The organism is Pseudaeromonas pectinilytica (genome assembly GCF_054780855.1).
In genome coordinates this window covers 1-23,916 of the sequence record NZ_BAAGVN010000362.1, presented here as the reverse complement: position 1 = coordinate 23,916, position 23,916 = coordinate 1, and the positions used below count along the sequence as shown (strand labels likewise).

21 protein-coding genes and 2 pseudogenes are annotated in these 23,916 nt (G+C 57.5%); 11 read left to right on the top strand and 12 right to left on the bottom strand.

All coding sequences use genetic code 11. The features are described 5' to 3' along the window. Positions 1-67: 67 nt before the first annotated feature. Positions 68-1,498: an ATP-binding protein gene (locus tag ACYVG7_RS20750; protein ID WP_460885009.1), complete on the bottom strand. Its 1,431-nt coding sequence runs from the start codon at positions 1,496-1,498 to the stop codon at positions 68-70. Next, the gene (gene phoP / locus ACYVG7_RS20745) at positions 1,495-2,169 is read right to left on the bottom strand and encodes a two-component system response regulator PhoP (RefSeq protein ID WP_460885008.1); all 675 of its coding nucleotides are present in this window, start codon (positions 2,167-2,169) and stop codon (positions 1,495-1,497) included. The genes ACYVG7_RS20750 and phoP overlap by 4 nt, the downstream gene beginning before the upstream one ends. A 268-nt stretch (positions 2,170-2,437) precedes the next feature. Here phoP and mscL point away from each other — a divergent pair, with 268 nt between their 5' ends. The 5 genes from mscL (at position 2,438) to nadE (ending at position 7,923) form a co-directional block, all read left to right on the top strand. After that, positions 2,438-2,890: a large-conductance mechanosensitive channel protein MscL gene (mscL, locus tag ACYVG7_RS20740; RefSeq protein ID WP_460885007.1), complete on the top strand. Its 453-nt coding sequence runs from the start codon at positions 2,438-2,440 to the stop codon at positions 2,888-2,890. Positions 2,891-2,973: 83 nt separating this feature from the next. After that, on the top strand, positions 2,974-3,540 hold the full coding sequence (locus tag ACYVG7_RS20735; RefSeq protein WP_460885006.1) for a hypothetical protein: 567 nt from the start codon (positions 2,974-2,976) through the stop codon (positions 3,538-3,540). Between the two features lie 91 nt (positions 3,541-3,631). Further along, positions 3,632-4,375 carry a carbonic anhydrase gene (locus tag ACYVG7_RS20730; protein ID WP_460885005.1) on the top strand — a complete coding sequence of 248 codons (744 nt, stop codon included), beginning with the start codon at positions 3,632-3,634 and terminating at the stop codon, positions 4,373-4,375. Positions 4,376-4,603: 228 nt separating this feature from the next. After that, positions 4,604-5,827: a nicotinate phosphoribosyltransferase gene (gene pncB / locus ACYVG7_RS20725; protein WP_460885004.1), complete on the top strand. Its 1,224-nt coding sequence runs from the start codon at positions 4,604-4,606 to the stop codon at positions 5,825-5,827. A gap of 53 nt (positions 5,828-5,880) precedes the next feature. Further along, entirely contained in the window at positions 5,881-7,923 is a 2,043-nt protein-coding gene (nadE, locus tag ACYVG7_RS20720; protein WP_460885003.1) for an NAD(+) synthase, read from the top strand. A gap of 77 nt (positions 7,924-8,000) precedes the next feature. On the opposite strand, the pseudogene ACYVG7_RS20715 reads toward nadE, so the two are convergent. From ACYVG7_RS20715 to ACYVG7_RS20685, 7 genes and pseudogenes are all read right to left on the bottom strand, one after another. Continuing rightward, positions 8,001-8,384, bottom strand: a pseudogene (locus ACYVG7_RS20715) (HD-GYP domain-containing protein); the annotation flags it as partial. 59 nt (positions 8,385-8,443) lie between these two features. After that, a pseudogene (locus ACYVG7_RS20710) lies at positions 8,444-8,863 on the bottom strand (lysophospholipid acyltransferase family protein); the annotation flags it as partial. Between the two features lie 11 nt (positions 8,864-8,874). Beyond that, positions 8,875-9,801, bottom strand: a complete 927-nt coding sequence (locus ACYVG7_RS20705; RefSeq protein ID WP_460885002.1) for a phosphatidate cytidylyltransferase — start codon at positions 9,799-9,801, stop codon at positions 8,875-8,877. A 22-nt stretch (positions 9,802-9,823) separates the two neighbouring features. After that, the gene (locus tag ACYVG7_RS20700; protein WP_460885001.1) at positions 9,824-10,459 is read right to left on the bottom strand and encodes a CDP-alcohol phosphatidyltransferase family protein; all 636 of its coding nucleotides are present in this window, start codon (positions 10,457-10,459) and stop codon (positions 9,824-9,826) included. 72 nt (positions 10,460-10,531) lie between these two features. Then, entirely contained in the window at positions 10,532-11,788 is a 1,257-nt protein-coding gene (gene lplT, locus ACYVG7_RS20695; RefSeq protein ID WP_460885000.1) for a lysophospholipid transporter LplT, read from the bottom strand. 16 nt (positions 11,789-11,804) lie between these two features. After that, positions 11,805-13,943 carry a bifunctional acyl-ACP--phospholipid O-acyltransferase/long-chain-fatty-acid--ACP ligase gene (gene aas, locus ACYVG7_RS20690; protein ID WP_460884999.1) on the bottom strand — a complete coding sequence of 713 codons (2,139 nt, stop codon included), beginning with the start codon at positions 13,941-13,943 and terminating at the stop codon, positions 11,805-11,807. Positions 13,944-13,980: 37 nt separating this feature from the next. Then, positions 13,981-14,292: an ArsR/SmtB family transcription factor gene (locus ACYVG7_RS20685; RefSeq protein WP_460884998.1), complete on the bottom strand. Its 312-nt coding sequence runs from the start codon at positions 14,290-14,292 to the stop codon at positions 13,981-13,983. Between the two features lie 236 nt (positions 14,293-14,528). Here ACYVG7_RS20685 and rlmF point away from each other — a divergent pair, with 236 nt between their 5' ends. After that, positions 14,529-15,548, top strand: a complete 1,020-nt coding sequence (gene rlmF / locus ACYVG7_RS20680) for a 23S rRNA (adenine(1618)-N(6))-methyltransferase RlmF (RefSeq protein ID WP_460884997.1) — start codon at positions 14,529-14,531, stop codon at positions 15,546-15,548. A gap of 143 nt (positions 15,549-15,691) precedes the next feature. Continuing rightward, positions 15,692-17,011: a voltage-gated chloride channel family protein gene (locus ACYVG7_RS20675; RefSeq protein ID WP_460884996.1), complete on the top strand. Its 1,320-nt coding sequence runs from the start codon at positions 15,692-15,694 to the stop codon at positions 17,009-17,011. Positions 17,012-17,024: 13 nt separating this feature from the next. Here the strand turns inward: ACYVG7_RS20675 and ACYVG7_RS20670 are convergent, their stop codons facing one another. Then, on the bottom strand, positions 17,025-18,029 hold the full coding sequence (locus tag ACYVG7_RS20670; protein WP_460884995.1) for a DUF481 domain-containing protein: 1,005 nt from the start codon (positions 18,027-18,029) through the stop codon (positions 17,025-17,027). 121 nt (positions 18,030-18,150) lie between these two features. Then, positions 18,151-19,008, bottom strand: a complete 858-nt coding sequence (locus ACYVG7_RS20665) for a PA4780 family RIO1-like protein kinase (RefSeq protein WP_460884994.1) — start codon at positions 19,006-19,008, stop codon at positions 18,151-18,153. Between ACYVG7_RS20665 and ACYVG7_RS20660 the strand changes: the two genes are divergently transcribed. From ACYVG7_RS20660 to ACYVG7_RS20650, 3 genes are all read left to right on the top strand, one after another. Beyond that, positions 19,007-19,198, top strand: a complete 192-nt coding sequence (locus ACYVG7_RS20660) for a hypothetical protein (RefSeq protein ID WP_460884993.1) — start codon at positions 19,007-19,009, stop codon at positions 19,196-19,198. The genes ACYVG7_RS20665 and ACYVG7_RS20660 overlap by 2 nt on opposite strands. Positions 19,199-19,342: 144 nt before the next feature. Then, entirely contained in the window at positions 19,343-19,585 is a 243-nt protein-coding gene (locus ACYVG7_RS20655; protein WP_460884992.1) for a DUF2789 family protein, read from the top strand. After that, positions 19,582-20,973, top strand: a complete 1,392-nt coding sequence (locus tag ACYVG7_RS20650; protein ID WP_460884991.1) for a class II fumarate hydratase — start codon at positions 19,582-19,584, stop codon at positions 20,971-20,973. Before ACYVG7_RS20655 ends, ACYVG7_RS20650 begins: the two co-directional genes overlap by 4 nt. A 114-nt stretch (positions 20,974-21,087) precedes the next feature. Here ACYVG7_RS20650 and ACYVG7_RS20645 read toward each other — a convergent pair whose 3' ends face one another. Next, a complete protein-coding gene (locus ACYVG7_RS20645; RefSeq protein WP_460884990.1) occupies positions 21,088-23,139 on the bottom strand; it encodes a glycoside hydrolase family 3 protein in 2,052 nt (683 codons plus the stop codon). Between the two features lie 313 nt (positions 23,140-23,452). Here ACYVG7_RS20645 and ACYVG7_RS20640 point away from each other — a divergent pair, with 313 nt between their 5' ends. Next, positions 23,453-23,890 (top strand): AraC family transcriptional regulator ligand-binding domain-containing protein, encoded by a 438-nt coding sequence (locus ACYVG7_RS20640; RefSeq protein ID WP_460884989.1) that lies wholly within the window; start codon positions 23,453-23,455, stop codon positions 23,888-23,890. Positions 23,891-23,916 lie beyond the last annotated feature (26 nt).

The following is a 23,916-nucleotide window of genomic DNA, read 5'->3' as shown; positions in this document are numbered from 1 at the left end:
ATTAAGGCAGAGCGACCGATTATGCAATTTTCTGCTGTCATCCGTGCCGAAACCACAGCGGCTGTGTTCAGCGTGATTTGACTGGACGACTGAAATGAAGCACGAAACGAGCTCCTCCCAGTTTGCTCTGCTCGATGGACATTTGACCGCCATAGGCCTGGAGTATGTCAGTGGCGACAGCGAGGCCTATGCCTTGCCCTGGTTTCAGCGTGTCAATGCGTACACCTCGTTGCAAAATCTGCTCCCGCCGATTCACCGCCACGCCCGGACCATCATCGGCGACATCCAGCACCAACTGCTGCTGATCGTGGTATAGCCGAACTTCCACATATTCCAGACAGTACTTGCAGGCGTTTTCGATGATGTTGCCGGCAATTTCCATGAAGTCATTGCGATCACCGTAGAAGACCAATCCACTGTCGCAACTGAGGGTTAGCACCACGCCCTTGCGGTCGTAGACTTTTCGCAGTGCATCACAGAGCGGTCTGATCAGTGATTCGACGTCATGTCGTTGCTGGAATAATCCCGGCTCGGGTCCGCTGGCCGCGCGCCGTAGATAATAGCCAATTTGCTGGGAGATACGGCTGATCTGCTCTTGCATGAGCGGCTCTTGTGTGGGCATCAGCTCTGGTTTTTCGCGCAGGGAATGAAATGTTGACTGCAGAACCGCCAATGGCGTTTTGATACTGTGGGCCAGATCGCCCAAGGAGTGACGATAGCGCTCGAGTTGCTGACGCTGTTGCTGCAGCAGCAAATTCAGGTTATTGACCAGATCATCGAGCTCACGGGGGGGCACAAACTCAAGCTGTTGCTGGGTGCCCCGCTCCAGTTGCCGTACGGCAAGCGCCAGTTTATCGATAGGGCGCAGACTCCATTTGGCGGCAAACCAGACTATGGGCAGCAAGATCAGTAGATTCACCAGAGTGACGGTCTGAAAGGCGTGCCATAGGTAGGAATTGTCTTCGCGCTCCTCCGGTACGGTATCGATCATGGCAACCCGCAAAGCAGGTCGTTCTGCGGTAGCCGGATAGTGTTGTATTCGGACAGAATAGCTGTAATCGTCGAATTGTTGGAGTAAGCCTTCTTCTTCGACGGGCAGGGGGTTACCCTTGCGATCGTGGGATCCAGGTAAGAGTTGTGGATGTTCAATCTCGTACAAGCCAGCCTGTCTGAGCCATTGTTCCGTCAGGTAGCGCCGAAATTCAGGTAGGTCTCGTGACTGCCAGATGAGTTGGTTGTTGGTATCGAATACCCAGGTGGCATATAACCGTTTACGCAAGGCATTTCCCGGACTGAGCAAACTGACTTGGCCATCCTGGACCTGAACCAGTGTCATGAACGCATCAATATCGCGCTCCATCCACTGGTTGGTATAACGCAGCTGCATCATATTTTGGCCGACGACGGCCAGCACTGCGTACAACATGGAGATCAGCAGCAACCCTGTCGCGGTGCCAGCGATAAAGCGTAGCCGTAACGAACCGCGTAGAGCCTTCATGTCGGCATATCAAAGCGATACCCCTGACCACGCACGGTCTGGATCGCATCCGGCTGATTCTCCAGTTGCATCTTGCGCCGCAATCGACCCATCAACACATCAATGGTATGAGTCTCGCGTAGCTCCGCATCGGCATACAGTTGGAACATCAAGGTATCTTTACTGATCACTTCGCCTGAGCGTCGCATCAGGAACTCCAAGATCTGGTATTCAAAGGCGGTCAACTTGACAACCTCGTCATTAATTTTTAGCTCCTTGCGGCTCAAATCCAGCAGATAGGGTGGTGCCTGGATGAGCGAAGAGGCCAGACCGCTGGCGCGACGGACCAGCGCATTGATCCGCGCCACCACCTCTTCGAGTTGAAACGGTTTGGTCACGTAATCATCGGCCCCGGCTTCCAGGCCCTTGACCTTATCTTCCCATGCTTCGCGTGCGGTGAGGATCAGGATGGGAAAGGCGATGCCATGCTGGCGCCAGCGCTTGATCAGGCTCAGGCCGTCCTCATCGGGCAACCCCAAATCGACGATAGCCAGGTCTAGTTCATGTTCCTGACAGTAGTAGTCGGCCTCCTGGGCATCGCTGGCGCTGTCAACCAGATGCCCTAGTTCCTGAAGCTGGACGCCCAGATGATGGCGCAATAACAGATTGTCTTCGACGAGCAAAATCCGCATCGGTAATACCTCGAGTGGCGACCAGGAATGAGATCCCGCGTATCGGAGCCTGATGGATGACGGTCATCTAAGGGTGCTGGAGTGCCGGCTGACCGTTCCACGACTGTGTCCAGTCTAACGAATTCTTATTGAACTTTAGATAAACCAGCTACCATTTTACCGATATATCAGTCGGATAGCGGCTCATCTTTATCTCTTCTCCCATTTGGGGCCTATGGGGTAGTATGAGCCTGTTAGCAGTATGTTATTCCAAGAACAGGAGCCTTATATGTTAAAAGAATTCAAAGACTTTGCGATGCGCGGCAATGTGGTAGACATGGCGGTGGGTATCGTGATCGGTGGTGCGTTCGGTACCATCGTCAAGAGCCTGGTCGATGATGTCTTGATGCCTCCGATTGGCTTGTTGCTGGGCGGTGTCGATTTTTCCGATTTTTTCCTGGTGATGAAAGAAGGCGCCAAGGCCGCCGCGCCTTACCACACGCTGGCTGACGCCAAGGCTGCGGGTGCTGTCACCATGAATCTGGGGCTATTTGTCAACTCGGTCATCAGTTTTGCCATCGTCGCATTCGCACTGTTTATGGTGGTCAAAGCAATGAACAAGTTGCAGATGGAAAAGGCGGCTGAACCGGCGGCACCCACCAGCAAAAACTGCCCGCACTGCTGTACGGATATTCCTATCCAAGCCAAGCGTTGTCCTCATTGCACCTCTGATTTGGGCTGAGTGGCGTCAGCGGTCTGCGTATCCGGCGAGGCGGGTATCTTGGCCTCCCGGATGCGATCTGGTTCTTCGTCCGGAGTGAAACTATGGCTTTGATGGGGCGGCTGCTTCTGGTGTTACTGGTATTATCGGGCTGCAGTGAGAAACAACCCAGTGGTGAGATGACCAATGGGCCGGAACAAATTGCTGAGACATTTTACCGTGCATTACGGGCGAACCCGCTGGTTGATTTGCCCGCTCCTGAGCAGTACCGGGTGTTTCGCCCCTTGCTGCAGCAGAGTCTATTGCGTCGGTTGGAGCAGGCTTATGCCGTGGATCGGCAAATCCATGCCAACGAGCCGCAACCGACACCACCGCTTTCGGAAGGAAGTTTATTCACTTCGCTGTTTGAGGGGTTCACCGATTTTGAACTGATTGGCTGTCAGACCAAAAAATTAACCAGTCGATGTCAGTTCAATTTGATCTATGACAATCAGGGCAAAACGGTGGAGTGGCAGGATGGGCTCCGTTTGCGCCAAGGCCGCCTCGGCTGGCAAGTTGAGGATGTGGTCTACGGTGGCGACTGGGACTTTGCGCCCAAAGGAACCCTGACCTCACGGCTGGATACCATCATCCGTATGGCGCCAGCACCAATAGATAAACTTGAAAAATAACAACAGGTTAAAATTGTATATTCCTGAAAAAGGCGTGAGGCAGGAATGATTACGAGGTCGTAGGGCCTCGGCAATTGGAGAACATAGACTCATGCATCATTCAACTGTACTGGCCGCATTATTGACTTCGGCACTGTTCCTTCCGACCGCGAATGCCAGTGAGGCGGCCCATTGGGGCTATGAAGGTGACGCCGCACCGGCTAACTGGGGCCATCTCAGTGCCGAATACGCGACCTGTAACACGGGTAAAAACCAGGCCCCCATCGACATTCAACACGCGGTCAAGACTCAGCTCCCGGCCATTCCCTTTGCCTATCAAGCTGGTGGTCAGCAGATTATCAACAATGGTCATACGATCCAGGTGACTTACGCCGCAGGCAGTCAACTGAGTGTCGATGGCATGCCATTCACGCTCAAACAGTTCCATTTTCATGCGCCCAGTGAGAACCTGATCCAGGGCAAACAATTTCCGTTGGAAGTGCATCTGGTGCACAGCGATCCGGATGGTAACCTGGCGGTTGTCGGTTTGATGTTTGAACAGGGCTCGGCCAATCCGTTGCTGGCGACCCTGTGGCAACAACTGCCGCAAAAGGCCGGTGACACACTGACGCTGAGCAAGTCAGTTAACGTCGCCGATCTGTTGCCCAAAGATCACAGCTACTACCGTTTTGCGGGCTCCCTGACCACGCCGCCCTGCAGTGAAGGGGTTCGCTGGTTGGTGTTGAAGCACCCGATGACAGCGTCCAAGGCGCAGATTGAGCAATTTGCCCAATTGATGGGGCATCCGAATAATCGCCCGGTACAGCCGGTTGGTGCGCGCCTGATCGCGGAATAATCGCCTTTTGTCGGAAAACGACCTGGGGCCAGGTCGTTTTCCGGCGGATAAAATGCTGGATGACGGATCACGGGTACCCCTGGACACAAGGGTATCCGTCAGGTTATCCATCTGATCGCCCGGGCCGAACCTCTCACCGCCGCGACTGTTGGCAGCTCGAGATCTTCGATCGAGTCAAGACCACTAGGTGATTACCCATAGGAGGCGCAGATTGATGAGCGAAAACTTATGCTCATGAATACTTGTATTCAGGGAGTCCTGGATACCGATTTTTATAAATTGACGATGCAACAAGCCTATTTGCATCAGGCCCCCGATGTTGAAGCTGAATGGGAATTTCACTGCCGTAGTGATGAGGATCTGAGTCCCTATCTGGATCTGTTGCGGGAAGAGTTGGATGGTATGCATCGTCTGGCGGTGACCTTGCCACAACTACGGGCGCTGTCGCGGCAGGCGCCGTATCTGCAGACCGATTATCTGGATTTTCTCTACCATTTTCGCTTCGACCCAGGTTTGCTGCGCCTCGGCATTGACAAGGGAGGACTCAGCATTAGTGCCCGTGGTTTGCAGACTGACATTTCCCTGTTTGAGATCCCGGTGCTTGCCACCTTGAGCGAATTACGCAACAGCGTGCGTTATCCCGAGGTGACGCCGGAACAGATCGAGCGTAGTACACTCAGCAAAATTGCCGAACTGCACCGGCTTGGGGATAGTGTCGATCTGGCGGCATTTCGTTTCAGTGACTTCGGTACCCGGCGCCGCTTCAGCTTTGCTGCCCAGCAACAGGTGTTGGGCTTGCTGAAACAGCATCTACCCGAGCAGCTGGCGGGAACCAGTAATCCGTTGCTGGCTCAGCACTTTGAATTACCTGTGGTGGGTACCATGGCCCATGAGTGGCTACAGACCCATCAAGGCTTGAACTATCCGCTGGCGAGCACCCAAAAAGTCGCGCTTGAGAACTGGGTACGGGAATATCATGGTCAGCTGGGTATCGCGTTGACCGATGTGATTGGTATCGATGCCTTCTGTCGAGATCTAGATTTTCAACTGGCAAGTCAATACAGTGGCTTCCGCCAGGACAGTGGGGACCCCATCCTGTGGGGGGAGAAGTTACTGGCTCGGTTGGAGGCACTGAAGATCGATCCGGCCAATAAGACATTGGTCTTTTCCGATGGTCTGGATTTTTCACGGGCCGTGGCCCTGTATCGTCACTTTTCGGGGCGGGTCAATACCAGCTTTGGTATCGGGACCTGGCTGATGGCCGATTTTGGGGTGAATCAACCCTTGAATATGGTGATGAAGCTAGTGCGGGTCGGACGCCAGCCTGTGGCCAAAATATCGGATAGTCCGGGCAAGATCCTCTGCCGGGATCGGGCTTATTTAAATTCATTGATGGAGGCATTCGCGGTGGAGGCGAGTGTTCGCCATCAGGTTCTCAGCCAAGTGGTGTGAAATGGCTCTTAGATGCCGGAGTCATGCCTTGGTGTGATAGGAGCGGATGTATCATGCGTCAAACCCTGACTCTGGCTACGGCCTGTATCAATACCACACCGCTGGATCTGGATGGCAATCTGGCGTTAATCCGCCAGGCGGTGCAGCAGGCCGAACAGGCGCAAGCTGATGTGCTGCTGCTGCCGGAGCTATCCCTGAGCGGCTATGGCTGCGAAGACATGTTTTTTGTCGCCGACTGGCTCGACTCCCTGCCGGGCGAGCTGATGACGCTGGCCGGATCCTTACCCGAGCATCTGCTGGTGGCGGTCGGTTTTCCGCTACATGTCGCCGGAGGCCAGGTGTTCAATGGCGTGGCGCTATTGTCTCGGGACAAGCTGCATGGCGTGGTGTGCAAGCAACATCTGGCACGCAGCGGTATCCATTACGAACCGCGCTGGTTCACGCCTTGGCCCGCCGGTCTGGTCAGCACCATGACCTTGGCGGGGCATACTATACCGGTTGGCGATCTGGTGTTTGATGTCAGCGGTGTGCGCATCGGCTTCGAGATCTGCGAGGACTCCTGGGTGGCCTCGCGGCCCGGTCGCTCTCTGTTCGAGCGTCGCGTCGATGTGATCCTCAATCCCTCAGCCAGCCACTTCGCGCTGGGCAAGCAACAACAGCGCAGCCAGTTTGTCCGTGAAGGCTCGCGGGCCTACGGTGCGGTTTATGCCTATACCAACCTGCTGGGCTGCGAGGCTGGGCGCGCCGTTTATGATGGTGACGCCATGATTGCCAGTAATGGCGACTTGGTGCTGGTGGGCGAGCGTCTGAGCTTTGCGCCACTCAAGGTTTATAGCGCCACGGTCGATCTGCAGGTCAATCGCGCCCAGCGCCTGATCAGTAGCCAGTCTCTGGTGCCGGATGCCGCGACCGGGATTGCCGAAGTGGATTTTATCTGGGCGGATGAACCCTACCATAGGCCACTGTCGCCTGCCTGCGCTCTGGCGGTAGAAGATGAGCACGCCGAAGCTTGCCGTGCGGTGGCTCTGGGGCTTTGGGACTGGCAGCGCAAGACCTATACCGGTGGCTATGCCCTGAGCCTCTCCGGTGGTGCGGACTCAGCCCTGTGTGGGGCTCTGGTGTATATGGCCCAGGTACAGGCCTATGAGACCTTGGGTGAAGATGCCTATCGGGCTGAACTGGCCAAAGGGCGGTTAAAGCCAATGGCGCGTGGTGAACAAGATCCAATGTGCTGGCTGCGCGAGCAGGTGATGCCGCTGGTCTTGACCACCCTCTATCAGGGCTCTGAATACAGTGGTTCTGTCACCTATAATGCGGCGGCTGGTTTGGCTGCCGAGCTGGGGGCGACCCATCATGCCTGGTCGATTGCCAGCCTGGTCAGCGGGTATCTGGATTTGGCTAACAGCCTGACGCCCGAGGATCCGCTCAACTGGCAGCGCGACGATCTGGCGCTGCAAAATATCCAGGCTCGGGTGCGGGCGCCAGGGATCTGGTTGCTGGCCAACCGGGGTAACAAGTTGCTGATTGCGACTTCCAACCTCTCCGAGGCCAGTGTTGGTTACTGCACCATGGATGGCGATACGTCCGGCGTTCTTTCGCCGATCGGTGGTATCAGCAAATCCAGAGTGTTGCAGATCAACCGTTATATTCTGGAGCAGGGGATCCCCCTGCAAGATAGTGCTGAGCTTGGGATCAAGCGCCTGGCGTTGCCGGCGATGCAGGCGATTGTCCATCAGGCGCCAACGGCCGAGTTGCGGCCTGTCGAGCAGACGGATGAAGCGGATCTGATGCCATTTCCGGTGCTGGATGCCATCCGGCGTCTGAGCCAGACTCAGCACCTGACGCCGAAGGGGGTGCTGCAGCAGTTACTGCGGGGTGAGTTTGCCGCCCAGTACGAGATGAGCCAGTTGGTGGCCTGGATCCGCCGCTACTATGGTCTCTATTGCCGCAACCAATGGAAGCGCGAGCGTATCGCGGTCAGCTTCCATATTGAGGCGGATAGTGCCGACCCCAAGACCTATCGCCGCTTCCCGGTGCTCTCCAGCCAGCTCACGCGTGAGTTAGCCCAGATGGAAGCCTTCGCGGCCAGCTTGTAACCCCGGATCTGTCAATAAAACAGCCCCGCGAGGGGCTGTTATTGTGTCGGGACGGAGATGACGGTAGGTGGTCGCTCTCAGGATTGTTCCGCCTTGGCTTGCAACTCCTGATCCGTATCGATATAGCGCTGGGCGATGGCGATAAAGGTTTGTTCGATCTGGAAAAAGGCATCGACCACATCGGGATCGAAGTGGCTGCCACGTCCCTGGGCTATGATCTCGGCGGCTTTTGCATGGGGCATCCCTTCCTTGTATACCCGCCGACTGATGAGTGCATCGTAGACATCGGCCAACGCCATCAAGCGAGCCGACAGCGGGATGGCTTCGCCAACTAACCCTTGGGGATAGCCGGAGCCATCCCATTTCTCGTGGTGACCATAAGCGATCTCCTTGGCCATCTGCAAAAACTCGACCGACATACCGAGGGATTGTTCGGCGTGTTCGATGGCCTGCAAGCCCAGCGTCGGAGTAGATGCCAGAGCCCGGGTTTGAGGCGAGAGAGCACTTCCGGCTCGCCCCGGGTGCCCTCTGGGAACAGGATGATGATCTCCCCCTTGGCCAGAGCCTGTCGACAGCCCGCTAATGGATCGACACTCTCACCGAGCGTTTCGTTGGTGGTCACAGGATCTGAACGGTCACGACGAGGCGTCTTGCCGCGGACCACGGGGATCAGGCCCAGAAACCAGACCGTGATAAACCGTAAGACGCGATTACGAAAGAAATAATCGGCCGCCGCCACGGGACGTACCTGCGGAATGCGCGACAGCGGCAGCAGGGTAAGCAGGACCAGCAAATCCAGATGGCTGTTGTGATTGGCGATGAGAATGGCTGGCCCCTGACGAGGCAGGCGCTGGCGATGGCGCACTGTCAACCCTAACCACAACAGCACCACGGGCCAAGCCAGCAGGGTCACAAATAACCAGCGACACAAGGCGTACATGCCGCTCCTCCTCAGTAGTAAAAGTAGTACAGGGTGTGGAAGTAGAGGGGGGCGGTAAAAGTCAGCGAGTCCAGCCGATCCAGAATGCCACCATGGCCGGGTAGCAGGGTACCGGTATCCTTGACGCCGATATCCCGTTTCACCGCCGACATCACCACATCACCAATGAAGCCGAATATGCCGATCTCCAGGCCAACCAGTGCCGCCCGTGGCAGATCGAGTGGCGTGAACAGCGGGGTGAGCAGCAAACTGACCAGCAGGGTGGTGACGGCACCGCCCAAGAAACCCTCCCAGGTCTTGTTCGGACTGACCAGAGGCAAAATCTTGCGTTTGCCGAGAGTCTTGCCCCAGACAAATTGCGCCACATCGTTCATCTGGGTCAGAAATACAAGCAGGAACAGCAGGCTAGCACCTGTGATTATGCGCCCATCGAGTTGATAATCTGGCAGCACCAGCAGGTAGGCCATATGACTTAAGGAAAAGACAGTCGTCATCAGCCCCCAGTGCAGGGTCGAGGTGGAATTGAGGAATCCCTTGGGATGGCCGGAGAGCACCAGCCGGGTCGGCAACAGCAGGAACAGATACACAGGAATGAAGATGATGAACATGCCGTACCAGGCCTGGACGACCCAGAAATATTGCAGCGGTATAGCGACATAGGCCCAGAGGAAGGCCCAGCGATCCTGCTGCCGGTTTGGGGTCAGGGTGATGTACTCCTTGAACGCCATAAAGCTGACGATGGCCAGCAGTACACTGGGCAGCGGTTGCGGCGTCACCAGGATGGGCACAAAGAAGGCGATGATCCAGCACCAGGTACGAATGCGCAGCAGGATCTCGCCGCGCGCCGGATGGCAGGCAGGCACTCGCCAGCGGGTGATGAGATAACCGGCAGCCAGTACGCTGACCACCAAAGCAATGCCGTAATAGAGCGGATCCATGAGCGCGGCTCTCCTTGTCGTCTTAATGACTCTGCGAATGGGATAGCGCCATTCGCAGCCGATTGTAACAGGTCCAGATCATCAGGCCACAGGCCAGAAGCAGCAGTATGTTGATGAGGGACGTGAGGACATCGCCGAGTAGGGCAGAGCCCAGTGCCAGACCACAGGCGCCGATCAAGGTAGCGCGATCACTCTTGCCCATGGGACCCTCATAGCGACGGCCACCGCCAATCAGTAGCCCGGCTACTCCGGCATACTCGGTCAGCAACGCCAGCCAGATAAAGAGGGCGATGAGCGGAGCCCAGAGCTCTGGCACCAGAGCCAGCGGCACAAATAGCGCGCCATCGGCCAGAACGTCGCCCATTTCGTTCAGTAGTCCGCCGAGGCGACTCTTCTGTCCATAGTCGCGAGCCAGTTGACCATCGATGGCATTGAGCGCCATGCGAATAAACAAAAACAGCGGCAATCCCAGCCAGAGCCAGCGCGCGGCATCCAGCTGTTGCCATTGCAGCAGGCTCAGGGCTGCGCCGTACCCTATGGAGAGTAGACACGCCAACGTCGTGACCTGATTGGCGGTAACGCCCAGGTGGGCCAGTCGGGCGGTAAGAGGGGCGAGCAGCGCCAGAAAGCGCGGCTTGAGTTGATAAACGCTCGGCATAACAGCTCCTTGTGGGTGGTAATGGGCGGGCCGGGTCATCGAACCGGTCCGCCTCTGTCATCTTGCGGTGGCTTACGCCGTTTCGACGGCGAGCGCCACGTGACGACCACTCAGGCGATAGCTGATAAACAGCAGACCCATGATGGCGATGAGCAGCACGCCAAAGGCGAAGACCTCCTGGGCTGGATCGAACCACTGGCTGGCCAGATAGTGCAGACCGACAAAGGCCGCAATCAGCAAGTTTTCGCAGAAGTTTTGCACCGCAATGGCGTGTCCGGCGCCGACGCTGGCCTGGCCGCGGGATTGCAGCAGGGCATTGAGCGGAACCACGAAGCAACCGGCGGCGGCGCCAAGACCGATGAGCAAGGCACCGGCATGCCACAACTCGGTGGCCAGGCCCATAAACAGCAGGGGAGCGCCAATCAGCAAACCGGCCCACAGGGCGCGGGGGGCATGCTCCAGGCGGATGAAGGCCCCGGCCAGACCGGCGCCGACTATGATACCGATGGAGACTACGCCGCCCAGATTAGTGGCCGAGCTGGTGTCCGCCAATCCCAGCGCAAAGGGAACCCAGGCAAACAGCACCAGACGCAGGGTCGAACCGGAGCCCCAGAACAGACTGGTGCCCAGCAGCGAGGTGCGGGCCTGGCGATCCCGCAACAAGGTGACCACTGCACCGGCAAAATCCCGCACCATCACGGCCACCGAAGCCTGCTCCAGCGCGTGCACTATGGGCAGTCGCGGGATCAGCAGCGATAACAGCACCGCCAGCGCGTAGCAGCCGGTCACCACCGCCAACAATAGCACCAAGGAGCTATCAGCCAACCAGCCCCCGCAAACAAAGCCCAGCAAAATAGCGACTATGGTCGAGCCTTCCATCAGGCCGTTGGCCTTAACCAGTTGCTCGGTACCGCACAGCTGGGTCAGGATGCCGTACTTGGCGGGCGAGTAGACCGCCGCCCCGATCCCGGTCAGCACATAGGCGATGATCACCCAGAGGATGGTGGCTTGATCGCCCTGCAAGGCGATGGTCAGCATGACGATGCCGGAGATCAGTTTGATGCTGTTGGCGAGCCACATCACGCGTCCCTTGGGCAAGGCATCGGCCAGCAGGCCGACAAAGGGTGCCAGCAAGATATAGGGCATCACGAAGCTGCCCTGCAGCAGGGCATCCATCCCTTTTTCGGCGGACAACAAGAGCACCAGCTTGATGGCGCCGACCAGGATGGCATTGTCCGCAAAGGCTGAGAGGAACTGGGCGACCAGTACAGCGCTCATGCCGCGGGAAAAGAGCGGCTTGCTGGCCGCAACAGGGGTTGAAGTATGCATGGTGATCGCTCCTTGATCAGGCCGTAGCCAGGGTCTTGAGACTGACATAGTCGATTTTACCGGTGCCGAGCAACGGCAGGGCGTCGATCCGGCGGATATCCCGCGGCACCGCCAGGGCCTGGGCTCCCAGTTCACGAGCCACTTGGCTGAGTTGTTCGGCGTTGAGTTCAGGATCCGTGGTGAACAGCACCAGAGCCTCGCCCTTGCTCTCATCCGGTCGCACGCTGGCGGCATGCTGTTGCTCCGGGCTGGCCAGAGCTGCCAGTTTTTCCACTACCTCCAGCGAGACCATCTCGCCGGCAATCTTGGCAAAGCGTTTGAGACGACCGGCAATGGTGACAAAGCCTTGCTCATCCACGGCGACAATATCGCCGGTGTTGTACCAACCGGTTCCCAGCTCCGAGGCCGTCGCCTCCAACACGCCAGGATTGCTGTCACGCAGGTAACCAGCCATCAGATTGGGACCCTTGACGTGCAGGATACCGCCTTGTTCGATACCCGGAACCGGAACCAGACGCCATTCGATACCGGGCAGGAATTGGCCGACCGTGCCGGTGCGATAGGCCATGGGGGTATTGACTGCCAGCACGGGGGCCGTTTCGGTGGCACCGTAGCCTTCGAGGATGCGGATACCGAACTTTTCAAACCACAGCTCGCGTACCGGTTGTGCCAGCTTCTCGGCCCCGGCAATCACGTAGCGCATACGGAAGAAGTCATAAGGGTGGGCGTGTTTGGCATAGTTGCCGAGGAAGGTACTGGTGCCGAACAGTACCGAGCAGTTGCGATCATAGACCACCTCGGGGATCACCTTGTAGTGCAAGGGCGATGGGTAGAGGAACAACTTGGTCCCGGTGACCACTGGCAGCAAGGTGCCGGCCGTCAGGCCAAAAGCATGGAAGATCGGCAGTGCATTCATAAACTTGTCATCCACCGAGAAGTCGATGACCGATTGGATCTGTGCCAGATTGGCCAACAGGTTGCGGTGGGTCAACACCACCCCCTTGGGTACCCCTTCAGAGCCTGAGGTAAACAGGGTGACGGCTTCGGCCTCACTGTGCTGGGTTGGAACCAGCAGACGGGGTAGGCAGAGGGCCGCCAGCACCCACAGCTTGTCCTGCCAGGTGAAGGCGGCGCGCAAGTCTTCCAGATAGAGCACATTCAGGCTCTCCGGCAGTGCCGCTATCACCTCCTGTAGCCGTGCGGTTTCGATAAAGGCGCGGGAGCTGATCAGCGTCTTGATCCCGGCGACCCGGCAGGCAGATTCTATCCCTTGCCGACCGGCGGTGTAGTTGAGCATGGCGGGAACCCGACCGAAGGCACCGCTGCCGATCATCAATCCCAAGGTGGCGGCGAGATTGGGCAACAACAGACCGATGCGCTCGCCGGGGGCGGCCAGACGGGTGGTCATGCGACCCAGCGCCAGGGTCATCTTCAGCAGATCGCCATAGCTTTGTTCCACCTGACGCATATCTTCGAGCAGCAGATAACGACGGCCATACAAGGAGATGGCACCGAGCAGTGCCTCATACAGGGTGCCGCGGGGGCGGGAGACAAACAGCATATGTTGCATGATGCGACGCAGCGCTTCCCCAGCCTTGGCGCGACGTTCGTGGCTGCTGCTGGCTTGCGGCATGGCGATGGTTTCAGTCGGCATGATGGTGATGCGCATCTTGGGTAACCAGCGACGCGGATAGTGACCGCCCATGCGGCTGAAATAGGTGCGTGCCGGACCATCCAGATGCACCGGCAGCACAGTGGCGCCAGTCTTGGCCGCAATAAAGGCCGGGCCGTTATAGATCTTCATCAGGGAGCCGGTGACCGTCAGGCGGCCTTCGGGGAATATGACCACGGGACGGCCCTGTTCGATGAGGCGAACGACCTGCTTCATGCCCATAGGGCTTGTCGGGTCGACTGGCAGATAATCAACCAGCGCCAGCAGAGGTTTGAACAGCCAGTACTCGGCAACCCAGGTATGCACCACAAACACCGGATTGCCGGGCATGAAGATCCCCAGCAACATGCCATCGAGGAAGGATTCATGATTGGCGACCACCAACACACGCTCCTGCTTCAGAGCCTGCCAGTCGCCGCGGACTCGCACGCGAAATAGCAGGGTAAACAATACACGCAACAACAATTTAATCAGGATTCGCATCGGGACTCCTTTCCTCGTTCGGGTTTGTTACTGGGGCTCAGGCCTCATCCTGCAGGTAGGTGAGCACCGCCTGCAGTGAATCATTCAAATAGGGTTTGTCGATCCAGAAGTAGATGGTTTTGCCCTGGCGTTCATGCTGCAGTACCCCGGCTTCGCGCAGGATCTTCAGATGATGAGAGACCGTCGGGCGCGAGAGAGTGGAGACTTCGGCCAACTGGCCCGCGGTCAGGCGTTCACCGGGCTCGAAGGTCAGCAGCAGTCGCTGGCGATGTTCATCTCCCAGGGCATTGAACACCTTGGCAATCTGTTGCCAGGTCTCGGGAATGGCGCGTGAGTAGTCGTGATGCATGGACTCATTTCGAATATGTTAAACATGTCGACATAATAAATAGGCGTTAAATTTTGTAAAGTCCTGATTCTGTGAACCGGCGCAAATTATGCGCAATACATCAGCGGCCCAAGAATCTGAGCCAGCAAACAGCGTGTCTTTTCGAGTGGGTTATGGGGGAACACCGGCTTTTGCTTGCACTTGCGCCCGCCAATCGCCAAGATCGCCGCTGATCTGTTTCTACCTTCGAGTCTGTTATGTCGAAACCCTCTAAGCCCCGAGGCGCATCCCGCACAACGCCGCCTGCTGCGTCCATCAAAGCCAGCCTGCATCCGCGCAATCCCCATCAGGGGCGCTATGACTTTGGCCGCTTGCAAGCCGCGTCTTCGGAGTTGCAGCCGTTTGTGCGCATCCAGGCCCAGAGCCAGCAACAGACAATCGATTTTGCCGATCCTCTGGCGGTCAAGGCCCTGAACCGGGCGATCCTGGCGGCTGACTATGGCATTCAGGGCTGGGATATCCCGGAGGGTTACCTGTGTCCGCCGATCCCGGGACGGGCGGATCATATTCATCATCTGGCCGATCTACTGGCCAGTTGTCATAAGGGCAAGGTACCCACAGGCGACCAGATCCGGGTGCTGGATATCGGGGTGGGCGCCAATGCCATCTATCCCATCATCGGTCATCACGCCTATGGCTGGTCTTTTGTCGGCAGCGATGTCGATGCCGATTCCCTGGCCTCGGTGGCGCGTATCCAGGCGGCCAATCCATCACTGTCACAGGCTCTGGTGTGCGGACTGCAGCCGGATGTCAGCCAGATCTTTGGCAATATCATCCAGGGCGGCGATATCTTCGATCTGACGCTGTGCAACCCGCCGTTTCATGCCTCGGCCCAGGAGGCGGCGGCCGGTAGTTTGCGCAAGGTGCGCAACCTCAATAGCCAGAAGGCCCGCAATGAACAAAGGGCCAATCTGGATCAGGCGACCCTGAATTTTGGTGGCCGGCAGAATGAGCTCTGGTGCGAGGGTGGCGAGCTGAAATTTATCCTGCGCATGATCCACGACAGCCAGCGGTTTGCCGGTCAAGTGTTCTGGTTTTCCACCCTGGTCTCCAAGGTCGAACATGTCGCGCCGCTCCGCAAGGCTCTGATCGCGGCCAAGGCGGTCGAGGTGCGGGTGATCGATATGGCGCAAGGGCAAAAAACCAGTCGTCTGGTGGCCTGGACCTTCCAGCCTCTGGCCCAACAACAGGCCTGGAGTCGTTTCCGCTGGGGGTGAGTGGACTCCGGCCTCCCGGTTGCTGGCGATGGAATACCCTGACAGGGTAAGATTGACACCATCTGCCGTAGGAGTATTTGCACAGCGCCAGCTTGCTCTTGCCTCGCTTCAATATGCCGGCTCTACCATGCCAAGGGATTGCTATGAAATTCAGATTCGCGCCACCGCCATTTGCACTGTTGCCCTACCTGGGGAAATGGTTGCTGTTGGCCAGCTTAGTCGCCCTGCTGGCAGGCTCTGCCTCGGCCCTGTTTCTGTTTGCGCTGGAATGGGCCACGCAGACCCGGGTCGCCAACCGCTGGTTGCTGGCCTTGTTGCCGCTGGCCGGTTTTGCGGTGGGCTGGGTGTATCTGAAAATCGGTCAGCAGGTGGAAGCGGGCAATAATCTGCTGATTGATGAAATTCACGATCCGAAAAATACCATTCCCCTGCGCATGGCGCCCCTGGTGCTGGGGGCAACCGTTATCTCCCATCTGTTTGGTGCCTCGGTCGGCCGGGAAGGAACCGCGGTGCAGATGGGCGGCGCGTTAGCCGATCAGGTGACCCGGCTGTTTCGGTTGCAGCGGGATGATCGGCGGATATTGTTGATGGCGGGGATCAGTGCCGGTTTTTCTTCGGTGTTCGGTACGCCCTTGGCGGGCGCCATCTTCGGCCTGGAGGTGCTGGCCATCGGCCGCATGCGCTACGATGCGCTGTTACCCTGTTTTATCGCGGCGATTATTGCCGATCAGGTCGGGCTCTGGTGGGGTGTGCAGCATACTCATTATCTGATCCCGCAGATCCCCGAGGTCACGGGGTGGGGCCTGGGAGCCATGCTGATCGCCGGGGCTCTGTTCGGGCTCACTGGCAAGCTATTTGCCGTGGCAACCCACTGGCTCGGTGCCCAATTCAAACAACGGGTCAGCTATGGGCCGTTGCGGCCTTTGCTCGGCGGGGCTGTGATCGCCGCTGTCGCCTGGTTTTGTCATGGCGATCGCTATATCGGCTTGGGGATCCCAACCATCCTCGAGGCATTCAGTCAGCCGTTGCCGGCCTATGATTTTCTGGCCAAGATGGGCTACACCATTGCCTCGCTGGCGAGTGGTTTCAAGGGGGGGGAGGTGACGCCGCTGTTCTATATCGGCGCCACCCTGGGCAATGCGCTGGCGCCGGTCCTGCAGTTGCCGTTTCCACTCTTGGCCGGAATTGGTTTTGTCGCTGTGTTTGCTGGCGCCGCCAATACTCCGCTGGCCTCCACCCTGATGGCGATGGAGTTATTTGGTAGCGAGATTGGCATCTATGCTGGGGTGGCTTGTGTCATGAGTTACCTCTGTTCTGGTTATGCCAGTATCTATCGCTCCCAGCGGGTGGGGAGCGTCAAGACCACGGGCCAGCTTCCGGAGAACACTAAATTGGCGGATGTCGATGGTTTGCGGCGGTATCAGATTGCGCGACAGAGGGTGGAAAAACGCAAGTCGAAATAATCGGCTCTCGGGGCTACCAGTTGTAACCGAGACCGAAGAAGTGCTTCCAGTCGCTGTGGGATTCCTGAGTGCTTTGCAAGGCATCAAGCTCGGTGGAGAAGGTCGATCTCAGGTGTTGGGTTAGGCGGATGCGCATCCCAGCTTCGGCGGTGATGGCATAGTCCACCTCCTGAAAATAGGGATAGCTGTATTCGCCGTTGGTGTAGAGCTCCAGTAAACCATCCTGGAGCAGAAAACGGCGATAATCCCAGTTCAGGGTCAGGATGGAAAAGCGCAGATCTGGTTGGCTGTAATACCGGTAGCCCTGACGACCTAGCGTGGTGCCCAGTTCGAAACGGCCACTCTTGTCGTCATAAAAGCGATAGCCCGGGCCGCTGCCATATTTGAGCTCCTGATAGAGATCATTTTGAAAATCGCGAGAGAAACTGGCATCACCCCGCCAGAACCAGCTTTTACTCCAGAAATAGTCCAGCGAGTTGGTCAGGCCGTAATTGTGACGGTCGCGCTCGCCGTTGGTTTTTTGCAATTCCCAATCCGCATTCAGTTTGTCACGCCAATAGCCTTTCAAGAATTCGTTGCTGGTCTTCAGGCGCAGTTTGTCACTGGAATCCTGATCCCGCTCCAGATCCAGACTGAGATCCAGATTGCCTTTCCAACTGAACTTTGGACTGAAATGTGCTGGCTGCTGAATATCGGTGATCTGCTCTTGCCGCAACACCCGTTGTTGTTGCGGCGCTTTGAATTCGACCAGGCTGGCTCCCGCCGGCGGCGGTTGTTCACCCGGGGCCAGGGTGATCAGTAGGGGTTGCGTGGATTCGATGCGTTGCACCTCAGGCCAGCGAATAGAGAGGGTGCCCGCATATTTCGTCGCCAGCCGCAGCTTGCCATCCTGGAGTTGCTCGATTGTGCCACTGAGTCGATCGCCATTCTTGAGCCATACCTGATCGGCCTGCACCGGAACGGCGAGGGCACTGAACAGGCAGATAAAGATGCTGTGAGGCAGCCGCGGGTTCGCCATCAGGATCTCCAGTGTGGCCAAGGAGGGCATTCCTGCTCGATAAAAGGGCATTTTTGCGTCATAAAAAAGAGAGCCAGCGCCGTGACGTGACTCTCGGGTGCAGGATGGCCGAAGGCTTGGTTCAATCGAACTCCTGAGCTTCGCGCAGGCGCAGTTGGCGGGCCTCTTCTTCGTCACGCACGGTATTGATTTCATCCAGGATCGAATCCAGGTCTACTGCTTCGGTGCTCTCTTCGAAGTGGCCGGTCAGCTGGCTCTCTGGCGTCAGTTTGCCATCTTCATACAGCGCCCACATCTCCTTGGCGTAACGACGCCCGAGCAATTCAGGGGCGAACTGGCCGTAATACTCGGTAAGGTTATTCACATCGCGCTCGAGCATGGCCTTGGCGTGGTTGTTGGCGGCGGCATCCACCACTTGGGGCAAGTCGATGATCACCGGGCCAAACTCGTCGACCAGCACATTAAACTCGGAGAGATCGCCATGGACTAGGCCTGCACACAACATGCGCACCACGTACTGGATCATGATGTCGTGATCTTCCAGGGCTTGCTCGTCGGACATGGTGACATCAGCCAGCCGTGGCGCAACATGGCCCTCTTCATCGGTGATGAGCTCCATCAAGAGCACGCCATCGAAACAGCCATAGGGCTGTGGCACCCGCACTCCGACACTGGCCAGCTTGTACAAGGCGTCCACTTCGGTGTGCTGCCAGCTCTCTTCTTGCTGCTTGCGCCCGAATTTGGAACCCTTCTCCATGGCCCGGGCATCCCGGCTGTTACGGACCTTGCGTCCTTCCTGGTATTGCACGGCTTGCTTGAAGCTGCGCTGGCTCGCTTCCTTGTAGATTTTGGCGCAGCGAATATCGGTACCGCTACGCACTACAAAGACGTCGGCTTCTTTACCACTTTTCAATCGGCGGATGACTTCATCAACCAAGCCGTCATCAACCAGAGGTTGGATTCGTTTTGGAATTTTCATGACGTCCTTGTACCTTATTTGCGTCCGCGATGGAATCATCTGGCTGAACTTCTGTGCTTTTGCCAAGCCAGGCGCTTTGCTCGACACCAACTGTTCCCGTCTTGATCTGATCCTGTCCCGCCTGTTTCTCGCGGTAAAGAAGCCTGAAGCGGCGCGCCTTGCAGGCCTACATAATTCTTCTGCCGTCTAATAGCGGCGGGTACGACATGGATCTGTCCTGCCATACTGACTAGGCGAGGGTTAAATCCTTGCTCTGTCATCTCGCGCTCTCCGCAGCGGGATTGCCCGAAGAGGATTTCGACCCCACGATCTGAGTCTGTAGAGGGAAAACACCATGGAAAGTCAGTTACATAGTTTGCCGGCGTTGTTTCGCCAACTAGGGTTGGCGGATACCCCTGAGGCGATTGCCGCGTTTGTGGCCCGTCAGGCGCCATTACCCGCCCATCTACTGCTGGTGGATGCCCCTTGCTGGAGCAGCGCCCAAGCCCAGTTATTAGCTCAGGCTTTGGAGGATGATGCTGACTGGGCCGAGGTGGTGGATGAGCTGGACTTACTGCTGCGGGAGCCCAGGCCATGACGGACGAACGACTGGAGCGGGATTCCATGGGAGTGATCGGCGTGGCGAAGGATGCCTTCTGGGGCGCACAGACCCAGCGTGCGCTCCTGCATTTCCACATTGGTCAGGAACGCTTCCCGCGCAGTTTTATCCGTGCACTGGGTCTGGCCAAGCGGGCAGCCGCCGAAACTAATATGCAGTTGCAACGGTTGGATCCACGGCGAGGGGAGGCGATCGTCGCGGCCGCGATCCGGATGATAGCGGGCGAGCTGGATCCCCATTTTCCGCTGACCATCTGGCAAAGCGGCTCCGGAACCCAAACCAACATGAATGCCAATGAGGTGCTGGCCTATGTGGCCAACCGGCAACTCGGTGAACTCGCGGGCACCCCCGGAGCGGTTCATCCCAATGATCACTGCAATCTGGGGCAATCGACCAATGATCTGTTTCCAACCGCCATGCATATTGCCGCAGTCGAGCAACTGCACCAGCAGTTGTTTCCGGCCTTGTTGCGATTGCAGTTAGCGGTGCAGCAGCAGGTCGTGGCATGGCAGGACATCATCAAGCTGGGGCGTACTCACTTGCAGGATGCAACCCCCCTGACGTTAGGGCAGGAGTTTTCCGCCTATGTGACCCAGCTGGGGTGGGGACTCGCGCGGCTGGAGGCGACACTGCCGCGGCTTTATCCGCTGGCGCAGGGTGGGACTGCGGTCGGAACCGGCCTGAATACCGCCATTGGATTCGCTGAACAGTTTGCCGCCCGGATTGCCATGTTGACCGGGCTGCCATTTACCTCTGCTGAAAATAAATTTGCCGCGCTGGCCGGGCATGAGCCGCTGGTCGAGCTCTCGGCGATGTTATCGACACTGGCCGTCAGTCTGAACAAGATGGCCAACGATATCCGCTTGCTGGGATCAGGGCCGCGGTCGGGACTGGGGGAATTACTGTTACCGGCCAATGAGCCCGGCTCCTCCATCATGCCGGGCAAAGTAAATCCGACCCAGTGTGAAGTGCTGACCATGGTCTGTGCCCAGGTGATTGGCAATCATACCAGCATCAACATGGCTGCCGCCCAAGGGCAGTTGCAGCTGAACGTATTCAAGCCGCTGATGATCTACAACCTGCTGCAGAGCCTGCAGCTATTGAGTGATGCCATGGCCAGTTTTGCCGAGTATTGCATTGCGGGCTTGCAACCGGATCGCGCACGGATGGCGGAATTACTGGAGCGCTCCTTGATGCTGGTCACGGCCCTGGCGCCGCGTCTCGGCTACGAGCAGGCGGCCGCCTTGGCGCAGGCGGCACTGGGCAATGGCACCACGTTGCGGGAGGAGGTGATCCGCAGTGGCTGTTTGTCGGCGCAGGAGTTTAACCAGTGGGTTCAGCCCCAGCAGATGCTGGCGCCTCACTAGTCCGTTGGGTGTGCTGGGCCGTTCGGATATAAGAAGCCCCCGGGGAGCGGTCCGCTGGTACGGTCCTATCGCCGGGGGCAAGGGGCTAGCTCTACAGGTTCACGCTAGCTGTGCTTAATAACTCAGCCCGAAGCCATATTCGTACAACGGGTTAGCCGAGTCGTGAGCCACGTCTTCATCCTGTGCCAGCACCGCACTCCAGCTGGACGGTAGCTCGAACGGCAGTTTGCCCTTGGGCGCGGCGGCACCGGTCAGGACATCGAAGAAGGCGGTATCCAGAGCACCGAAGTTGGCCAGCAGGGCATCGATATCGCCGATCACGTCGGTCAGGATGGCCGGACGGTCGAGGTAAATCGAGGCGACAACCGGAATGCCGGCGGCTTTGGCAGCCTTGATGGCGGCATAGTCGGCACTACCGGTATAGACACCGGCATGGTCGGTATCTTGGATCAGACTGCTGCTGTCCGCGAATCCGAGCTGGCCGAAGTGTACGCTGCCGAACGGGAAGTGCGGATCGGTTTCATACGGAGTGCTGATGCGCAAGATAGCCAGGTCGGCCTCCGCCGGATCTGTGACAACCGTAAAGCCATATTGCGCGGCCACGGTCGCATTGACGTTGTACAGGTAGACCTTCTTATAGCTACTGGCGATGGTTTCGGCACTCAGCGGCAGTATGTTGTCATTGTTTTTTAACAGGATATGGGCCGCACTCTGTGCCGCGAGCCCCTTAGCCTGGAAGTCACTGTTGCCGACCAGCTCGACGGCAGCCGCTTCGTCCACATAGGGATTTTCAAACAGGCCGAGATCAAGCTTCTGCTTGAGGATCCGCAGCACGGAAGCATCGATTTGCGCCTCGGTAACCAGACCACTCTCGATTGCCGTTAACAGATAGGCGGGTTCATCGACGCCGCCAAACTGATCGACACCAGCGTCAATGGCCTTGGCATAGCGCTCGGCGACCGTCATGCTTTCTACACCCCAGGACATACCGAACGACATGCTCCAGGGGCTGACTCCGGCGGCTACTTCTTCATCGCTGAGGCCAGACACGCATTTATCGACGCAGTCATTGACGATCCCCCAGTCGCTCAGCACCACGCCGCTGAAGGCGAAGTGGCCGCGCAGCAGGTCGGTCAGGATCTGCTTGTTGAAGCCAAAGCCGACTTCCTCGATCGCCTTGCCGTCATAATTCAGACCGACCGGCTTGCCATAGTAGGGCATCACGGCCGCAACATTGGCGCTGAAGGCCCCCTCGAACGGCACCAGATGATAGGCAAAGTTGTCGCCCGGATAGACTTGATCCTTGCCATAGGAATTATGCGGATCCAGACCATTGAGTTGCGGACCGCCACCGGCAAAGTGTTTGACCACGGTAATGACGCTCTTGTCGTTGAGGCCGCTTGTACCTTTCTGGAACCCGTCGATATAGGCGCCGACCAGATCCTTGGCCACGGTGTTACTCTCACCAAAGGTCCCGCTGATCCGTCCCCAACGCGGCTCGGTCGCCAAGTCGGCTTGCGGTGACAGGGCTTCTTGGATCCCCACGGCCCGATACTCCTGACGCGCGATATCCCCAAATTCCCGTACCAGTTCGGCATCCTTGATGGCGGCAAAACCCAGCAGCTCCGGCCATTGGGAGAAAGCACCGGCACTGACGCTGGTCGCATTCGGATCATTGGTGAAGTGGTTTCTGGGGTCGGTACTGATGGTCACCGGGATGCCGAGTCCGATGGCTTCGACCGTCTGCTGCAGAGTATTGTTATCGGCGGCTATGGTGGCCGGATCACCGGACATCCGGGTGATGAAGGTATTGACGTAATTGCTGTTGAGTACCGATGACATGGCATCGAAATTAACCCGGCCGGCACTGGTCAGCGTGAGCGTGCCATGCATCATCAAGCCGGCTTTTTGCGCCAGCGTCATGCGGGCTAGCAGATCTTCAGCCCGGGTGGCACTGTCCAACCGCCAATCTTCATAGGGGTTTAACTGACTGTCTTTATTCAGGTCTTTAAAGCTGTAGCCGTCGGCAGTCAGCAGGGTTGCACTCCGGTATCCCAATGTCGGTTGGGTGTAACTCGTCGTGGGTTCAGAGTCAGAACTGCCACAACCGCCCAGCAGGGCGGCGGTCAGGGCGGTGAGAGTAAAGATCCGTGTGGTGGTTCGCATGATGAGCTCCGTCGGTCTGAATATTGTTATGGGTACTGGAAGTTCCAGAGACGGCACTATAGGAAAGCGAGTCGACTTTGTTTTTACCAAAATGAACGATTTTTTAGCTGGATGTGGCAATGTATAAAACTTGTGAAAGCGGTTGCAAACTTACATCTGGTTACATAAATGTAACAAGCAAGGACGCCTAGATCACATTGTTAGGGCGAAAAACCGGCAATCATCGCGCCCCCGGGGTGCAGCATTAAATTGGGTCTTCATTGTGATCAAAACGGTCTCCTCTAAAATCGCGATCAACTGCCTGCGAAGCGGTGTGCTCGATCACCTGGATGATGAACAACTATTTCGCGCCAGCGGGATCCACCGTTATGAGTTATTGAATCCAATGGGGCGTATTGATGCCAGCCGCCATTTCCGGTTTCTGCAGTTGTTGATGAAGCATCAACCGGATATTCAATTGCCGGAAGAGCCAGGATTACAACACCTCTTTGAAGACTTTCTGCCGTTGGCCTGCGTTTGCAGTAATGCGCCGACGCTGCGTGAAGCCTTGCGCTTATATTTGCTCTACCGGCCCTTGATTGGTGAATGTGATGTCATGTCGATGCAGGCTCATCCCCGCGGTCTGTTACTGCGCTATCAATCCGAGAGTCGGCACGCTCAATTGTCGGCAGTCAGTAGCATGTATAACTTTCTCTGGCGTTGTTGCTCAAATCAGGGAACTATCCCGCAGTTTGGTGATCTGATCTCTTAGGTTCACCACCGGGAGCGCCAGATGGG

What these genes read in the sequence shown, in the direction of transcription:
- ACYVG7_RS20750 (WP_460885009.1), bottom strand. Translation starts at nt 1,498, where the DNA reads ATGAAGGCTCTACGCGGTTCGTTACGGCTACGCTTTATCGCTGGCACC.
- phoP (WP_460885008.1), bottom strand. Translation starts at nt 2,169, where the DNA reads ATGCGGATTTTGCTCGTCGAAGACAATCTGTTATTGCGCCATCATCTG.
- mscL (WP_460885007.1), top strand. Translation starts at nt 2,438, where the DNA reads ATGTTAAAAGAATTCAAAGACTTTGCGATGCGCGGCAATGTGGTAGAC.
- ACYVG7_RS20735 (WP_460885006.1), top strand. Translation starts at nt 2,974, where the DNA reads ATGGCTTTGATGGGGCGGCTGCTTCTGGTGTTACTGGTATTATCGGGC.
- ACYVG7_RS20730 (WP_460885005.1), top strand. Translation starts at nt 3,632, where the DNA reads ATGCATCATTCAACTGTACTGGCCGCATTATTGACTTCGGCACTGTTC.
- pncB (WP_460885004.1), top strand. Translation starts at nt 4,604, where the DNA reads ATGCTCATGAATACTTGTATTCAGGGAGTCCTGGATACCGATTTTTAT.
- nadE (WP_460885003.1), top strand. Translation starts at nt 5,881, where the DNA reads ATGCGTCAAACCCTGACTCTGGCTACGGCCTGTATCAATACCACACCG.
- ACYVG7_RS20705 (WP_460885002.1), bottom strand. Translation starts at nt 9,801, where the DNA reads ATGGATCCGCTCTATTACGGCATTGCTTTGGTGGTCAGCGTACTGGCT.
- ACYVG7_RS20700 (WP_460885001.1), bottom strand. Translation starts at nt 10,459, where the DNA reads ATGCCGAGCGTTTATCAACTCAAGCCGCGCTTTCTGGCGCTGCTCGCC.
- lplT (WP_460885000.1), bottom strand. Translation starts at nt 11,788, where the DNA reads ATGCATACTTCAACCCCTGTTGCGGCCAGCAAGCCGCTCTTTTCCCGC.
- aas (WP_460884999.1), bottom strand. Translation starts at nt 13,943, where the DNA reads ATGCGAATCCTGATTAAATTGTTGTTGCGTGTATTGTTTACCCTGCTA.
- ACYVG7_RS20685 (WP_460884998.1), bottom strand. Translation starts at nt 14,292, where the DNA reads ATGCATCACGACTACTCACGCGCCATTCCCGAGACCTGGCAACAGATT.
- rlmF (WP_460884997.1), top strand. Translation starts at nt 14,529, where the DNA reads ATGTCGAAACCCTCTAAGCCCCGAGGCGCATCCCGCACAACGCCGCCT.
- ACYVG7_RS20675 (WP_460884996.1), top strand. Translation starts at nt 15,692, where the DNA reads ATGAAATTCAGATTCGCGCCACCGCCATTTGCACTGTTGCCCTACCTG.
- ACYVG7_RS20670 (WP_460884995.1), bottom strand. Translation starts at nt 18,029, where the DNA reads ATGGCGAACCCGCGGCTGCCTCACAGCATCTTTATCTGCCTGTTCAGT.
- ACYVG7_RS20660 (WP_460884993.1), top strand. Translation starts at nt 19,007, where the DNA reads ATGACGTCCTTGTACCTTATTTGCGTCCGCGATGGAATCATCTGGCTG.
- ACYVG7_RS20665 (WP_460884994.1), bottom strand. Translation starts at nt 19,008, where the DNA reads ATGAAAATTCCAAAACGAATCCAACCTCTGGTTGATGACGGCTTGGTT.
- ACYVG7_RS20655 (WP_460884992.1), top strand. Translation starts at nt 19,343, where the DNA reads ATGGAAAGTCAGTTACATAGTTTGCCGGCGTTGTTTCGCCAACTAGGG.
- ACYVG7_RS20650 (WP_460884991.1), top strand. Translation starts at nt 19,582, where the DNA reads ATGACGGACGAACGACTGGAGCGGGATTCCATGGGAGTGATCGGCGTG.
- ACYVG7_RS20645 (WP_460884990.1), bottom strand. Translation starts at nt 23,139, where the DNA reads ATGCGAACCACCACACGGATCTTTACTCTCACCGCCCTGACCGCCGCC.